General features: G+C 50.0%; 15 protein-coding genes. 1 reads left to right on the forward strand and 14 read right to left on the reverse strand.

Translation table 11 applies throughout. From position 1 onward, the window contains the following. Nucleotides 1-37: 37 nt before the first annotated feature. The 10 genes from ABD734_RS02655 to auxA all read right to left on the reverse strand — a co-directional run bounded on the left by ABD734_RS02655 (nt 38) and on the right by auxA (nt 10,642). Nucleotides 38-697 carry a potassium channel family protein gene (locus ABD734_RS02655; RefSeq protein ID WP_344701137.1) on the reverse strand — a complete coding sequence of 220 codons (660 nt, stop codon included), beginning with the start codon at nt 695-697 and terminating at the stop codon, nt 38-40. 25 nt (nt 698-722) lie between these two features. Continuing rightward, a complete protein-coding gene (locus tag ABD734_RS02660; RefSeq protein ID WP_344701139.1) occupies nt 723-1,748 on the reverse strand; it encodes a cytochrome d ubiquinol oxidase subunit II in 1,026 nt (341 codons plus the stop codon). After that, on the reverse strand, nt 1,745-3,100 hold the full coding sequence (locus tag ABD734_RS02665) for a cytochrome ubiquinol oxidase subunit I (RefSeq protein WP_344701141.1): 1,356 nt from the start codon (nt 3,098-3,100) through the stop codon (nt 1,745-1,747). Before ABD734_RS02665 ends, ABD734_RS02660 begins: the two co-directional genes overlap by 4 nt. Before the next feature lie 149 nt (nt 3,101-3,249). Then, complete coding sequence (locus ABD734_RS02670) at nt 3,250-4,545, reverse strand: MFS transporter (RefSeq protein ID WP_344701143.1); 1,296 nt, start codon at nt 4,543-4,545, stop codon at nt 3,250-3,252. A 76-nt stretch (nt 4,546-4,621) separates the two neighbouring features. Continuing rightward, nucleotides 4,622-6,349, reverse strand: a complete 1,728-nt coding sequence (ptsP, locus tag ABD734_RS02675) for a phosphoenolpyruvate--protein phosphotransferase (protein ID WP_344701145.1) — start codon at nt 6,347-6,349, stop codon at nt 4,622-4,624. Next, entirely contained in the window at nt 6,349-6,615 is a 267-nt protein-coding gene (locus ABD734_RS02680; RefSeq protein WP_344701147.1) for a phosphocarrier protein HPr, read from the reverse strand. Before ABD734_RS02680 ends, ptsP begins: the two co-directional genes overlap by 1 nt. A gap of 230 nt (nt 6,616-6,845) precedes the next feature. Further along, entirely contained in the window at nt 6,846-7,277 is a 432-nt protein-coding gene (locus ABD734_RS02685; protein WP_344701149.1) for a hypothetical protein, read from the reverse strand. A 71-nt stretch (nt 7,278-7,348) separates the two neighbouring features. Next, nucleotides 7,349-8,524 (reverse strand): class I SAM-dependent rRNA methyltransferase, encoded by a 1,176-nt coding sequence (locus ABD734_RS02690; RefSeq protein ID WP_344701151.1) that lies wholly within the window; start codon nt 8,522-8,524, stop codon nt 7,349-7,351. Beyond that, entirely contained in the window at nt 8,521-9,426 is a 906-nt protein-coding gene (locus ABD734_RS02695) for a formimidoylglutamase (protein ID WP_344701153.1), read from the reverse strand. The genes ABD734_RS02690 and ABD734_RS02695 overlap by 4 nt, the downstream gene beginning before the upstream one ends. Before the next feature lies 1 nt (nt 9,427). After that, nucleotides 9,428-10,642 (reverse strand): lipoteichoic acid stability factor AuxA, encoded by a 1,215-nt coding sequence (gene auxA / locus ABD734_RS02700; RefSeq protein ID WP_344701155.1) that lies wholly within the window; start codon nt 10,640-10,642, stop codon nt 9,428-9,430. Nucleotides 10,643-10,845: 203 nt separating this feature from the next. On the opposite strand from auxA, the gene ABD734_RS02705 reads away from it, so the two are divergent. Further along, nucleotides 10,846-10,998 carry a hypothetical protein gene (locus tag ABD734_RS02705; protein ID WP_344701156.1) on the forward strand — a complete coding sequence of 51 codons (153 nt, stop codon included), beginning with the start codon at nt 10,846-10,848 and terminating at the stop codon, nt 10,996-10,998. Nucleotides 10,999-11,062: 64 nt separating this feature from the next. Here the strand turns inward: ABD734_RS02705 and purD are convergent, their stop codons facing one another. From purD to purM, 4 genes are read right to left on the reverse strand one after another with little or no spacing between them, the layout of a single operon-like run. Further along, nucleotides 11,063-12,310: a phosphoribosylamine--glycine ligase gene (gene purD / locus ABD734_RS02710; RefSeq protein ID WP_344701158.1), complete on the reverse strand. Its 1,248-nt coding sequence runs from the start codon at nt 12,308-12,310 to the stop codon at nt 11,063-11,065. Nucleotides 12,311-12,359: 49 nt separating this feature from the next. Then, the gene (gene purH / locus ABD734_RS02715) at nt 12,360-13,838 is read right to left on the reverse strand and encodes a bifunctional phosphoribosylaminoimidazolecarboxamide formyltransferase/IMP cyclohydrolase (protein WP_344701160.1); all 1,479 of its coding nucleotides are present in this window, start codon (nt 13,836-13,838) and stop codon (nt 12,360-12,362) included. After that, the gene (gene purN / locus ABD734_RS02720) at nt 13,835-14,407 is read right to left on the reverse strand and encodes a phosphoribosylglycinamide formyltransferase (RefSeq protein ID WP_344701162.1); all 573 of its coding nucleotides are present in this window, start codon (nt 14,405-14,407) and stop codon (nt 13,835-13,837) included. The genes purH and purN overlap by 4 nt, the downstream gene beginning before the upstream one ends. Continuing rightward, entirely contained in the window at nt 14,397-15,419 is a 1,023-nt protein-coding gene (gene purM / locus ABD734_RS02725) for a phosphoribosylformylglycinamidine cyclo-ligase (RefSeq protein WP_344701164.1), read from the reverse strand. The genes purN and purM overlap by 11 nt, the downstream gene beginning before the upstream one ends. Between the last annotated feature and the right edge of the window lie 2 nt (nt 15,420-15,421).

Genomic DNA, 15,421 nt, shown 5'->3' on the forward strand with positions numbered 1-15,421 from the left:
GATAAGAGCACCTGTGGAAGTTTCCACAGGTGCTCTTCTAGTCTATGAGTAATTTTTCAAACCGGGTCAAATCCTGATCATCGCCTATTACAATCAGGATATCATCCCTCTGGATGTTGACCGTCGGGTCTGGACTGACAATGATGTCCTCATCCCGTTTTATCGCTATTACACTGACTCCGTATTCTGCACGGATATCCAAGTCCAGCAAGGATTGATCCGCCAGGTTCTCCTGTGCTCTGATCTCAACGATCGAATGCTCATCCGAGAGTTCAAGGTAATCGAGTACGGAAGTGGATGCAAGCTTATGGGCGATGCGTTTCCCCATATCGCGCTCAGGGTGGATCACCATATCAGCGCCGATCTTATCAAGGACACGGGCATGATAATTGTTCTGTGCCTTGACGCTCACATGCTTGACCCCGAGATCTTTAAGGAGCAGCGTCGTCAGGATACTCGACTGGATATTGTCACCGATTGCGACGATGACATTATCGAAGTTGCCGAGACCGAGGTTCTTAAGCACTCTTTCATCAGTAGTGTCGCCGATGGCCGACTTGGTTGCGATATCGGCATATTCATTGACACGGTTTTCATCTATGTCGACCGCCAGTACATCCATTTCGAGTTCAATCAGTTCCCGTACAATGCTGGCACCGAAACGGCCGAGGCCGATCACCGCATAGTCCTTTTTCATCTTCATCACCTATTCGTTTAGGATATCAATACTTGTTGTCGCCCTTCCCCTGTACATAATCCTTATCGAACAGGAAGAGTCTGAGCAGCATACCGAGACTCGGTATCAATAATAGTAAACCTAATATGAAGGCCACTGTCAAACTGAAGGCCATATTCTCGTTTACAACCGAAGTATTGATGTCGATGTAGGGATACAGTATATACGGCAGTTTACTGATGCCATAGCCGTAGAAGGCGAAGGCAAACTGCAGCATGATCATTATGAAGGCCAGACCGAAACGGCGCTTCCTCCAGATCAGGTACACCGCTACCCCCATCGCTGCAAGGCTGAGCCCGAACATATACCAGTAATCCTGCGCACGCAGGAAGTGTTCCCTGTTATGTTCACGGAGCCCCAAGAAGACGAACTGCGAGATGAAGAGCATCGGCAACGTCCAGATCAGGAACCATCTGCGTACGAGGTGGAGCGCCTGTGAATCTTTGGCGCGCGCTGCGTAGAACGTCAGGAACCCGCTTGATACATAGAGTACTATGACCACAGCCAAAAAGACGACGGACCAGCCGTAAGTGCTGAAGAGGAGCTCTTCAAGCTGGAGGCGCACACCGTCTGCACTCTCGATGATGTAGCCGCCTTCAGAAATGACGAGCGCCATCGACAGCGAAGCGGGGATCAGCAACCCTGTGGCACCGTAGAGGAACGCCCAGGATAACTTCGGCTCCCTATTGTAGGAGTTGAAGGCGTAGTAGCTCCCCCGTATCGCCAATAGGATGAGCGCAATGCTCGCTGGAATCAGCAGCGCTGTCCCATAGTAATAGGCGGTATCCGGATAGAATCCGACGATGCCGACGAAGAAGAAGACGAAGAAGACGTTCGTCACTTCCCAAACCGGGTTCAGATAACGCTTGATGATCGGACTGATGATGCTGTCGTCCCCCGTCAGCTTCGAATAGAAATTATAGAAGCCGGCACCGAAATCGATTGCGGATACTATGATGTAGCCGTACAGGAAGGTCCATAGGACTGCTACCCCGATGATTTCATAATTCATTGCAACCGACCTCCTTCATAGTCCTCTCCATAGATTTCAATGCGTTCTGCTGTGGCACTCTTATTTTTGAACATCTGGAGCAGCACATAGATTGTGGTGACCCCGAGCACCGCATACAGCAACACGAAGGCAATCAGCGTGATGCCCAGTCCATCAGCCTGGGTGACGGCTTCAGAAACCCGCATGTAGCCGCGCAAGATCCATGGCTGGCGACCCATCTCTGCCAGGAACCAGCCTGCTTCTATTGAAGCCATGGTCAGGGGGCCGGTCAATACATAGGCATAAAGCAGTGCAGGATGGTGTTCGTCGAACTTCGAAAACTTCGCTATGAAGTATATGATCGATACCATAAGTGCGTACATCCCGAAGAAGACCATGATGTCGAAGAAGTAGTGGATGATGAGCGGTGGCTGCTCGTCGTCCGGTATATCATTGAGCCCGGTCACCTCGGTATCGAAGGAGTTGCCTGCCAGGAAGCTGAGTGCACTTGGAATCTTGAGTGCATAGCTCACCTCATTCGTATCTTCATCAATTGTACCGAAAAGGACCAGATCAGCGTTGTCCTCCGTTTCAAAATGCCATTCCATCGCAGCCAATTTCTCAGGCTGGTGCTCATGCAGGAATTTGGCTGAGAGGTCTCCGGCCAGAACGGTCAGTGATGCTGTAACAAGCCCAAGCACCATCATGACTTTAAGGCCTTTCTTGTGATACTCCCTATCTTCCTCGAATTTCGAACGGAGGAGTTTGAACGCACCGATGGCGGCGATGATGAATACTGCCGTCGTATACGCCGTCACCACTACGTGGAATACCCTGACCCAAGTCGACGGGTTGAACATCGCCGCAAGCGGATCTACGTTGATGAGCTCTCCATCAACCATATTGAAACCAGCAGGTGTATTCATGAATGAATTCACCGTTGTGATGAATACTGCCGAGAGCGAAGACCCGATGACAATCGGAATGTTCAAGAGCCAGTGGTGCCAAGGATTCTTGAAGCGGTCCCAAGTATATAGGAATATCCCAAGGAATATTGCTTCAAAGAAGAAGGCGAATGTTTCCATAAATAGCGGTAGCGCAATGATCTGCCCACCGAGCCGCATGAAATCAGGCCATATCAAGGAAAGCTGCAGACCGATGATCGTACCGGTCACGACCCCAACGGCGACTGTCACCGTGTAGCCTTTGGCAATCCTTCTTGCCATCGTCAAGTACGCAGCGTCTTTCTTCTTCACCCCCAGGAACTCAAGTACCATGAAGACAATCGGTATACCTACTCCGATTGTCGCAAAGATAATATGGAACCCTAATGTAGACGCTGTCAATACACGCCCCAAAACCACATCTTCCATTCAATCACCTCTTTGTAATCGTATGCTTAATTATAACGTTTATAATCAATTTATCCTGATCGATTTGACAACGATCAATGACAAATTTGTGAATAAACTATCATTCTCATGATATAATTGTACGCTTTTACATCGTTGATTTCAAAGATTTAGTTCGAGGAACCCGCACGTTTTATACGGCTGTGGAACAGCAGGCCGATGATGATCATGAGCATCAGGCTTGAGATGGCGACGCGCGATGCAATTACACCATAGTCCGCCATCAGCCAGGTGATTGAGCCATACACCAATGGGCCGAGAACCGCACTCATTTTGGCGCTGAAGGCGAATAGGCCGAAGAACTGCCCTTCCTTCCCCTCCGGTGACAGTTCAATGATCAGTGTCCTTGAAACCACCCAAGTCGATCCCATGGCGATGCCGAATAAAGCCGCTGCAATCCAGAATGTCCACATCGGTAAAGGTATCGCCGCTACTGCCACTGCGAAGAGAAGTAGGCATGCGATGATTGTAAATGTCCGTTTTGAACCAAGCCCCTGGCTTAAAAAGCTGAAGACGATCGCGCCGATGATGCTGAACACTGTGGCTGTCATGAAGATGATCAGGAAAGCCCCCGGCGAAAATCCGACGACTGTCACCGCATAGGGCTGCATCATGGCGATTGCAGTAGCCAACGCGTCATTGATGAAGAAATAGGCGATCATAAAATAAAATATGGAAGGAGATGAACGTGCTTCCCTGAAAGTGGCATATATATCTTTATAGCCTGCCAGGAAATGCTGTTTCGGCTTCTTTTCCTGTGGTTTATCCTTATGGATGAAAAAGAGCGGCAGACTGAATATCAGGAACAGCACCCCGGATAGCCAGAATGTATGATGGACTGGACGGTCGCCAATCAGTAGCAGGACTGAAAATATACCGAATAATGTACCTAAATATCCAAGTGCCACGCCGTACCCCGAAATGAGCGGTATTTCCTTTTTATTGCCAAGACTCGATAACATGCCATCGTAGAATACATTCCCTGAATTGAAGGCGAATTTGGCGATGACAAAGAGCACTACTGCCAAAACGAAGCCATTCGGCAAGCCAAACCATCGCTCATCCGCTTCCCCGCCGAAGATTCCCATACCGATCGAAGCGGCGACGCATATCAATGTGAAAGCCACGACATACCGCTTCCGCCTCCCGGTCCGATCCATCACCACACCATAGAGCGGGGCGAAGACAATCAGCATCAAAGCCGCCACCGCATTGGCATAGGCGATGACAGTCGATGCTATCTGCTCGAGCCTCGGATTGGTCCCGACCGTTTCCGTGATGTATTGGGGAAAGAATAGAGTCACTATGTTGGCGCTGAATATCGTGTTGGCAAAATCGAATAGTGCAAAAGCGAAAATAGGTAGAGACAAATACAGTTCGACCGGGCGGCGCGTATGTCCGTTCATCGAGACACACCTCTCATCATTTACTGCCATTATACCCATAAAAATATGCGCATGGCCACGGCCATGCGCATATTCATTATACTCTGCCTACATATTCTTCAACGAGGGCAAGCACTTCGTCTGTATCCTTACATTCAACCGCCCTTGCTGCCAAACGCTCCATATCTGTCTTCTTGAGACCCGATATCTGCTTGCGCGCTTTCAGCACTGAAGACGCACTCATGGAAAATTCATCGAGTCCAAGACCGAGAAGAAGCGGGATGGCGTGAGCATCCCCCGCCATTTCACCGCACATGCCTGCCCATTTACCTTCTTTATGGGCAGCATCGATAACCATTTTAATGAGGCGCAGGAGTGCCGGATGATACGGTTGATACAGATAGCTCACAGATTCATTCATGCGGTCTGCCGCCATTGTATACTGGATGAGATCGTTTGTACCAATCGAGAAGAAATCGACGACTTCTGCAAACTGGTCGGCGATGATGGCTGCAGAAGGTATTTCAATCATGATACCCACTTCGATATCTTCCTTGACCTTCTCGCCTTCTTCGACAAGCTTATCTTTCTCTTCGATAAGCAATGCCTTGGCACGGTTGAACTCATCGATGGTCGCAATCATAGGGAACATGATCTTAAGATCACCATGTTGACTTGCACGGAGCAATGCGCGGAGCTGTGTTCTGAATAGCTCCTGATTATCAAGTGTCATACGAATCGCCCTGAAACCAAGGAACGGATTCATTTCGTTCGGCAGATCAAGGTAAGGCAATTCTTTGTCGCCGCCGATATCAAGTGTTCTGACTACAACCGGCTTGCCATCCATCTCTTTCAACACTTCGCTATATGCTTCGTACTGCTCCTCTTCAGTCGGCAGTTCATTCCTGCCCATGTAGAGGAATTCCGTACGGTACAGTCCGATTGCTTCAGCGCCGTTCGACTTGACACCGGAAAGGTCATCCGGCGTACCAATGTTCGCAGCGAGTTCAACCGTGACACCGTCCATCGTCTTGGAAGGCTCGTCGACAAGTTTTTGAAGTTCAACCTTCTCCTCTGCTACCCTGGCTTCTTTATCTTTATAAACAAGGACTTCTTCTTCGGATGGATTCAGGATGACTTCTCCTGCACTGCCATCTACGATGATATCGTCACCGACCTGGGCACGCTCCGTAATATTCTTCGTGCCAACCACTGCAGGAATCTCCAGCGAACGGGACATTATTGCGGAGTGGGAAGTTCGGCCGCCGACATTCGTGACGAACCCCTTGACAAAATTCTTATCCAATTGGGCAGTATCAGAAGGCGTCAAGTCTTCTGCCACTATCACGACAGGAGTGTCAATCTTGCTTGGACTCGGCAGCTCCCGGCCAAGCATGTTTGCGAGTGCCCGCTTTGACACATCCTTGATGTCTGCTGCACGTTCCTTCATATACTCATCGTCCATGCCATCAAAGATGGCCACGAATTGATCACGAGTCTCCAGAAGTGCCTGAGGCGCACTCTTCTGGTCGTTGCGGATGTGGGCTTCGATCGGACCCAGGAATTCCGGGTCGTCGAGTACGAGCAGGTGCGCGTCGAATATCGCCGCGTGCTCCGGTCCCACCGTCTGCTCCGCATGATTCCTGATTTTCGTGATTTCGACTTTCGATTGGTTGAAGGCAGCCTTGAACTTTTCGACTTCAGCGTCTTCCTGCCCTGCTTCTATCGACTTGTCGTCGAATGACAGATCAGGCTCCTCCAATGAATAGACGGGGGCGATGGCCACGCCGTCGCTTGCACCAATCCCTTTTAATATCTCGGACATCAGTCAGTCAATCCTTCTTTTGAGAGTGTTTCTGTAATTGCTTCAATGGCCTCAGTTTCATCGTTGCCTTCAGCATAGACAGTCACTTCGGAATCTTTGCCGACACCAAGTGACATGACACCCATGATGGACTTCAGATTCACTTTTTTGCTGTTGTACTCAAGCTGGATGTCAGAGTCGTACTTGGATGCAGTCTGCACAAGAATTGTTGCTGGTCTTGCGTGTATACCTGTTTCGTCTGTAATGAGATAAGATTTTTGTTCCATTGCGTTAGTCTCCTTTTATTTGCGTGATGGAATTACATGATTGTCATACATGTTTGCTGTTATTGTACCATGTACAGCAATGATATTCTAATATACCACAAGCATTGGAAAATAAACTTTGCCTGTCCATCTTCCAGTTTTCACAAGTTGGTCACAGAGCGGTCGCGATGCCGTGAAAAACGCCCTTTTGGCATCGTTGCCAAAAGAGCATCATAATACGCCAGTCAAATTTAGGAAACTTTGGCACAGCGTTCGATATATTCATAGCCGAGCTTCTTCATCAGCATATAGCTGATTGCCGCGCCGATGATTTTACTCAAGATCGTCAAGAATGAAAAGCGGGTTTTCCCGGATTTCTTGCCGAACGTCTTAAATAGGATGCCTCTCGCCTTACCTCCAAGGAATTCGCTTCCCATGCTGGTCGCCATTACTGCAGCGCGGTTCATGAGATCATCCGACATCTCATTGACCTGCCGGTGATTGAGCTCGAAAATCTCCTCGACCCCACTGCGTATGTCCCGCATCAACTTGACATCTGTACCGATATCAAGGAATGGAATGGGCAGAATGGCTGCAACGGAAGAGTACATCGCTTTTCTGTCGACCATTTTACGTGCCTTCCTACGCTTTTCTTCCACGTCGTTCGTCATCATCTCAGACATATCCAAAACTCCTTTTATTCATATGCAAGTCACTTCAAAATATACCCTATTTAAGGATGATGAAAACAAGACTAGTCATTGAGATCTACAGTGACGACTTTGAGGTATTTGCCCCGTTTGTATCCTTTGACAGTTGGGAAATCCTTCGGTAGTCCCTTGACGTCTGTCAATGAGTAGGATCGCCCCGCCTTTTCGATGGTGCGGTCTATCTGCTGCTTGAACTGGTTCAATGTGAAAGTTTCAAGGTTCTGGCTCAACACCAGACGGCCTTTGGGTTTCAGTACCATGAGTGCCTGTTCGATAAGTTTTGGATAGTCGCGTTCGACTTTGAACACCTTTTTCTTATAGCGGGAAAAGCTCGGTGGGTCTATCAGGATCTGGTCGAAACGTTTGTTGTTGCGGGCTGCGTAATTCAAGTATTCGAACGTTTCCATGATGTGGATCGTATGCCCATCGGTGGAAAGGTTATTGGCATTGAAGTTATCCGTGATCAGTTCGTTGGTCCGCTTCGCCAAGTCAACGCTTGTCGTCGCCATCCCGCTTTCTGCCGCTGCAATGGAGAATGTGCCGCTGTACGCAAACAAGTTCAGGAACGTTTTCGCACCCGCCATATTTTGGGCGAGAGCCTTGCGCGTCTCCCTCTGATCGAGGAACAGGCGGGTCATGGGGCCGTCTTCAAGATGAATACTGTAGGACAAACCTGCTTCCTTGACTGTAACCGGGAATTCGACATTGCCCGTCACCCTGCGGTTGACGATGTTCATGCGTCCCTGTTCGCTGAAGCGGGTCTGTTCGGTGATGGAGGCCGGCTTCAGCCTGATCATCAGCGTCTTGATGATCAGATCTCTTATTTTATGGATGCCGCGCGAATAGAAGGTCACAAGCAGGTGGCCATCATAGTTATCGATTGCCAAACCACCGATGCCATCACCGATTTCATTAAACAGCCTGAATGCTGTTGTGTCAGGTTCGTTGTAGAGTGGTTCCCTTCTATCGATTGCACTCAGGATGCGCGACTCGATGAATGCATCATCAATCGTTTCTTCACCGTTTGTCAATATCCAGCCCTTTGTCTTTTGCTCGAAGCTGAGCATGGCGATGCCGATTAGTCGGCCGTATGTATCTTCGACACGGACGATTTCACCATCACCAAGAAAAGTGTCATCACTCAGATCCTCCCCGTCAAGATTCAACTGCCCTTTCAGATACGGTTTTTCATGTCCTTTTTTCAATTGCACTGTATTCATTGGAACGACTCCTTCTTGGTCATGAAGCTATGGAACAGGCTCGCAGCGAGACTGCTTGTGCGGTCGTCGACATCGAGCGGTGGCGATACTTCACTTATATCAAAACTCACCAGATTCTTAAGCTCAGCCATTTTCCCAACCATATCATGGATTTCCACAGCCGTATATCCGTCAGCAGAAGGAGCGCTAGTGCCTGGCGCCACTCCCTGCTGCACGGAGTCCATGCATAAAGTTGCAAAGACAGCATCATATTCTGCAAGTTCAGCCAGCATCTCGCCAAAAATGGTCGTTTTCCTGACTGTTTCCATCTCAGCATATTTCACTCCAAAACGATCGGCGGCATCAAACAGGCTTTTTGTATTGCCGGATGGTTGGATGCCGACCACATAGTAGTCGATCGCCTGATCGGCAGACAATATCTGATGGAACATTGTACCAGAAGATGGCCGCTCGTCCCTGAGGTCGAAGTGGGCATCGAAATTAAGCACTGCAATTCTTTTGCCGGGGTAGGCTGCCCGCACGCCCAGGTAGTGTCCGTAGAGTGTTTCATGCCCGCCACCGATTATCAGCGGGAACTGCTTATTATGGAGCACCTTATACACAGCCCGTCCCAACGCGGCTTGGGAGCCTTCAAGATCCGTATCTCCAACGATGCTGCCATAGTCGTAGATAGGTGCTGTCCATGGCAGTGAAGCCAATTTTTCCCGCACTTTGACCGGCCCCAGTTGTGCACCAGGCCGTCCTTGGTTACGCCTGACACCTTCGTCGGAACGAAATCCGACGAAGACCGGGGCGTCACCTCTGACAGTCTCCGTCCATCCGCTTATATGCTGATGGATACGTTCTTTTATATCCGGGTCATCTACACGTCCCGTGTAATGGTGTGTTTCGATTTCCTTCATATTATCTCCCCTTGTCGAATTCTTTGAATATGCTGATCAGGGCAAGTGGCGTAGTCAGTAGGACAAGCAGCACATTGAATGGCAAGATGAACAACGATAGCTCCACGTCGCGGAATACCGTAATATACAAACTTACCGTGACCTTGAGCCACAAAGCGATTATGACGATCATCTGCGTATGGTAATACTTGTTCTGGGTCATGTTGAAAAATGTTGTAAACAAGTAGATGACAACTAGTGACAGCGCCAGGAACAAGTTGACCCACTCATAGATGTATTGCATATCCGACACTCTGAAATGGCCTTCTGTAAAGACCCCGTTCCTGTTGTTGAATTCAATCAGGACAAAAATCAGGACAAGTGCGCCCAGCAACAGCTCGATATAATTCGGACGCAGCCACTTCGGAAAGTCGAATTCCATAAAATCCTTCACCCGGTTCAGCATGCCGTTGCGCAAGTTATAGAGTTTCTGTGAGAACCTCAGATAATCGTTCGGATTGAGCCTGTGTCCGGTGCTGCGGGAAAGGGTCGCTGCATCACCTTTTTTCGGCTTCTTCAGCAGATTTTTGGATTTGGAGAGGAACACTCCAACCCATAGTGCCGTCAGGGACAACACCCATATGATGGCAAAAAACATATTGATCGATAAAACATCCTCAGGCGCCTTTGTCCGGTCGATATCCGAATAGACTGCGTTTTGGGTGAAGAAGTAGGCCAACCCATAGAAAAAGAGAATGACCATATAATGCTCCTTGCGATGCTCCGGATCCAGATGCTCGTTGAATATGCTGTAGAGCATGTGGACGATAAAAGCCAGCATGAACAGAAGCGACAGCCAGCCGTAGACCTGGAACATCAGAAGGGTCGTCATTAAAAAGAGCACAAAAGCGAGTGTCAGGAAGAAAAACGACAGCTCTGTATCAAACTCTGTGGTCCTGCGGATGAGTTTCGCCACCAAAAACATCACGCCACCAAACAAGATGACCAGAATGCCGGCTATAATCGGAAAACTACCGATCACCATGGCCAGTACGTTGACCACTTCTACGAAAAATGCATTCATCAGGTCGAAGATTGTATCTATTGGAGGCGTCTGGGCATCACCTTCGCCTCTTATCCTGCCAACATTAAAAAGAATGAATAATCCTGTAATAACAAAAAAAGTACCGAGAAGGATGCTGATGATCACTTCTCCCTGTTGCTTCAACCATTTCATTTTAATTTCACCTCAGTATCCTCTCCCATTATAGAGGAAAAGCCCATCAAATGCATCGAATGGCACATGCCTGAATGAAATAAATCACAATAAATTGTGGAGTGTCATGTTTAGGCTCTGAAATGCACGGGTATAAACCAACTAACAGCAGATAAGAAATAATAATATATGATATCGATACTTATAAAACAGGAGTGATTATCATGGATTTCAGCGATAAAGACAGACAAGAAGAAACAAAAAAGGAAGCTGAAGAAGCTTATAGAGGAGAAGACTCCAACGAAGACCGAGAAAAAAATGAGGACGATAAAAGCACTGAAAAGACTAAAGATGACATTCAAGACGCTTTCGAATAAAAGAGATTGCCGGCACAATGCCGACAATCTCTTTTTGCATGTATATAACCTTTAAAGGTGCTGCTCAGCCTTTGAGTGCCCGCCCACCGATATCCCGCCTGTAGAACAAGCCGCCTTCAGTGAACGTGACTTGGGCAACGTTTGAATATGCAGCTTCGACCGCCTCTTCAATGGTGCACCCCTCACCGGTTACGAGCAATACCCGGCCACCATCCGTCCGCCAGGCATCGCCGGATTGTTTGAGGCCGCTCACAGCGCAGTCTGCCCTGACGGCGCTGAAATCGACTTCACATCCCTTTTCATAGGCAGCCGGATAACCGCCTGAGGCCAGCATGACACCCGCCTTGTAGCCGTCTCTGAAGGTCAGGCTGAACGGTTCCTTGGCCTTAACCTTCTCCAGCACATCAATGAAATCATCTTCCATGAGATCCAGAAGGACTTGGGCTTCAGGGTCTCCAAAGCGGGCATTGAATTCAATGACTTTGACGCCATCACGGGTGACGATCGCTCCCAGATAAAGTACCCCGAAATAATCGAGTCCCTCATCGACCATCGCCTGGGCCATGGGCTCCACAATCTTGTCCACAGCTTCTTGCCTCAGCGATTCATCAATATGATGGACGGGTGCATAGACTCCCATCCCCCCTGTGTTGGGTCCTGTGTCCCCGTCATACGCCCGTTTGTGGTCCTGGGCCATTATTTCAAAGGAGTGGGTATAAGATCCATTGACCAGCACCATCAAGGAGAATTCTTCGCCTTCGAGGAATTCCTCGATAACGACAGGGGCGTCCTGCTCCGGCTTCAACATCTCTATACCTGCTAATGCTTCTGCCATGTCCATGGCCACAATCACGCCTTTGCCTGCCGCCAGTCCATCTTTCTTCAAGACTACCGGTGCACCAGTTTCATTTATATAGTCCCGTGCCGAGTCCTGGTCTGTGAACATGCGATGGGAAGCGGTCGGAATATCGTACCGCTTCATGATGTCTTTGGCGAAAGCTTTGGAGCACTCAATCTTGGCTTCATTCTTCTTTGGACCGAATACATCCACTCCCAACTCTTCCAGATGATCCGCAAGCCCAGCTTCAAGAGATGCTTCTGGTCCGATGACCACCCACTGGATATCATTATCCAGGCAGAATTCCCCGATGCCCCGGCAATCCGTCTCGTTCAATTCCGGCACCGTAACAGCAAATTCTTTCATGCCGTCATTTCCGGGGATGGCGTAGACGATATCGCTCCGTGTCGATTGGGCCAATTTTTTTGCCAGTGCATATTCACGTCCGCCTCCGCCGATCACTGCTACATTCATGGAAATGCCCCTCTCTGTTCATGTAATCAAATCCGGAATCGCTCCGGTCCTAATGCTTGAAATGCCGCATGCCTGTAAATACCATCGTCATGCCATGCGCATTGCAGTAGTCGATGGATTCCTGATCCCTTTTCGAACCACCCGGCTGGATGACTGCACGTATGCCATTTTCATAGGCCAGTTCAACGGAGTCCGGCATCGGGAAGAAACCATCGCTCGCCATGACCACATCGCTCCCGAGCCCCACAGCGCGATCGATGGCGATCTTAAGCGCTCCAACTCGGTTCATCTGTCCGGCCCCGATGCCTACTGTCCGGCGTTCATTGGACAGGACAATCGCGTTGCTTTTGACATGCTTCGATACTTCCCATGCAAGCGCCATCGCCGTCAACTGTTCTTTCGTCGGCTGCTTTTCTGTGACGACTTTGATGTCCCTCTCGTCGAGAGCGCCGGTGTCCTGGCTCTGCACGAGGTATCCACCCGAGACACTGACCATCTCTTCAGCATGGGCATCCTCATGGAAATCCGCTTCAAGCAATCTGAGGTTCTTCTTCTGGGTCAACACCTCAAGCGCCGCCTCGTCGAAGGACGGCGCGATGACGACTTCCAGGAAAATAGAGTGCAGCTGTTCGGCCGTCTCCCGGTCCACCGTCTTGTTGAGCGCCACAATACCGCCGAAAATCGACTGGCTATCTGCTTCATGGGCATTTTTGAAAGCTTCCGCAATCGTTTCTCCCGTACCCACACCACATGGATTCATATGTTTTACCGCGACTGCTGCCGGCATAAAGAACTTTTTGGCCAACTGGAATGCTGCATCCGCATCGCGGTAGTTGTTGTAGGACAGCGCCTTGCCGTTTAGGACATCGGCGTTCAATATCGTATTGCGTGCTTCAGTCGTCCGGACCAGACGTGCCGTCTGATGCGGGTTTTCACCGTAGCGCAGGGATTCCTCAGCCTGGCTGAAGTGGTTGACGATCGCCTGGTCATAATCATTCGTATGGCGGAACACTTTTATCATGAGTGCACGCCGGTAAGTATCGTCAAGCGTCTCCGATTCGATACGGCTGATGACCTCTTCGTAGTCTTCTGGGGAGACGATGGTCGTCACATGCCTGAAGTTCTTGGCTGCCGCCCGCAGCATCGTCGGTCCGCCGATATCGATGTTCTCAACCGCCTCGGCTTCTGTGACGCCTTCAGTTGCGACCGTTTCCTTGAACGGATAGAGGTTGACCGCCACCAGATCGATCGGGGCGATATTCTTTTCATCGAGTTCCGCCATATGGGCAGCATTATCCCGATTGGCGAGTATGCCGGCGTGGACTGCCGGGTGCAGCGTTTTGACGCGGCCATCCAATATTTCCTCAAATCCTGTCAGCATGCTGACATTCTCAACAGGGACCCCGAAGGATTCTATCGCCTTCAATGTGCCGCCTGTTGAATAGAGTTCATAGCCATTGCGAGAGAGGCCCCGGACAAACGGCTCGAGCCCTCTCTTATCGGATACGCTGATCAGTGCTTTCTTCATCTTCTCTCCCCTTCCAAAAATTTTTTGAGTGCCTGTGGGTACAGCTTATACTCGAGCTGATGAATCTTCCTCTCCAGATCTTCAAGTGAATCTTCAGGATTGATGCGTACAGGCTCCTGGGCGATGATCCGGCCCGTATCGATGCCGGCATCCACAAGATGGATCGTCACTCCTGTCACTTTAACCCCGTAGTCATAGGCATCCTCGATGCCATTGCGGCCTTTGAAGGCTGGCAGCAGTGAGGGATGCAGATTGATGATCCTATCTTCATATGTGCTGATGAACGCCGCCCCAAGTATGCGCATGTAGCCTGCAAGCAGTATATATTCAACATCGAGGCGTTGAAGCGCCCTTATCATCGCCGCTTCCTGCGTCGCCTTCGATCCATAGTCGGAGATGGTGCAGACGAGGCTTTCTATGCCGAGTGCCTCTGCACGCCGTAAGGCGTAGGCTTCACGATTGTCGCTGATCAAAAGGACGATCTCGATGCCGATCTCTTGTGCGTGACGGGCCAGATTGCTGAAATTCGTGCCGCCACCGGAGGCGAATACTGCAACTCTAGTAGCCATGGACACGCAACCCGCCGTCCGCAGTCACGCGGCCAAGCACTACCGGACGCTCTCCGGCGGCTTCCAGTATCTCCAAGGTGCGTGCTTGATCTTTGTCGTTCACTGCAATCATGAAGCCGATGCCCATATTGAACACATTGTATGCCTCCCGCATATCCATGCCGCCGAGTTCAATCAGCCATTCTATGATTTTCGGCACTTCGACATTCGCCACATCGATATCTGCACCCAGATGCCCGGGGAACGCCCGCGGTATGTTTTCGATGAAGCCACCACCTGTGATATGGCTCATCGCCTTGATGCTGATCTCTTCCCTGACTTTTTTGATCGCCTTGACATAGATGCGCGTCGGCTCAAGCAGATGATCGATGATCGGTCTGCCGTCCAGCATCCCTTCGACGTCGACCGAGTAGTCGGCAAGCCATTTCCTGACCAGGCTGTAGCCGTTCGAATGGATGCCGCTTGAAGCCAGTCCGATGATCGTGTCCCCAGGCTTTGCAGCTGTCCCATCTATATAGGCATCCTTCTCGACGGCGCCTACAGCAAAACCGGCGATATCATATTCGCCTGCACCGTACATATCCCCCATCTCCGCGGTCTCACCGCCGATCAGGGCGCATTCTGCGTCCGTACAGCCATTTGAAATGCCTTCGACGATGTCGGAGATGTGCTCAGGAATGACCTTATCGACCGCGATGTAATCAAGGAAGTACAGTGGCTCTGCACCGGTTGTGATGATGTCGTTGACGCACATCGCCACGGCGTCCACACCGATTGTACGGTGACGGTTTGAATCGATCGCCAGCTTCAATTTCGTACCGACACCATCAGTGCCGGAAACAAGGACAGGGGCTTTCATATTCAGCTGTGACAGGTCGAAAGCGGCACCGAACCCCCCAATCCCTCCGATGACCTCCGGACGCATCGTCCGTTTTACATGTGCTTGGATCTTATCGACTGCCTGATATCCGGCCGTGATGTCGACTCCGGCATCCTTATACTGTTCTGACATGC

Source organism: Salinicoccus jeotgali (assembly GCF_039538805.1).
Classification (GTDB): Bacteria; Bacillota; Bacilli; order Staphylococcales; family Salinicoccaceae; genus Salinicoccus; species Salinicoccus jeotgali.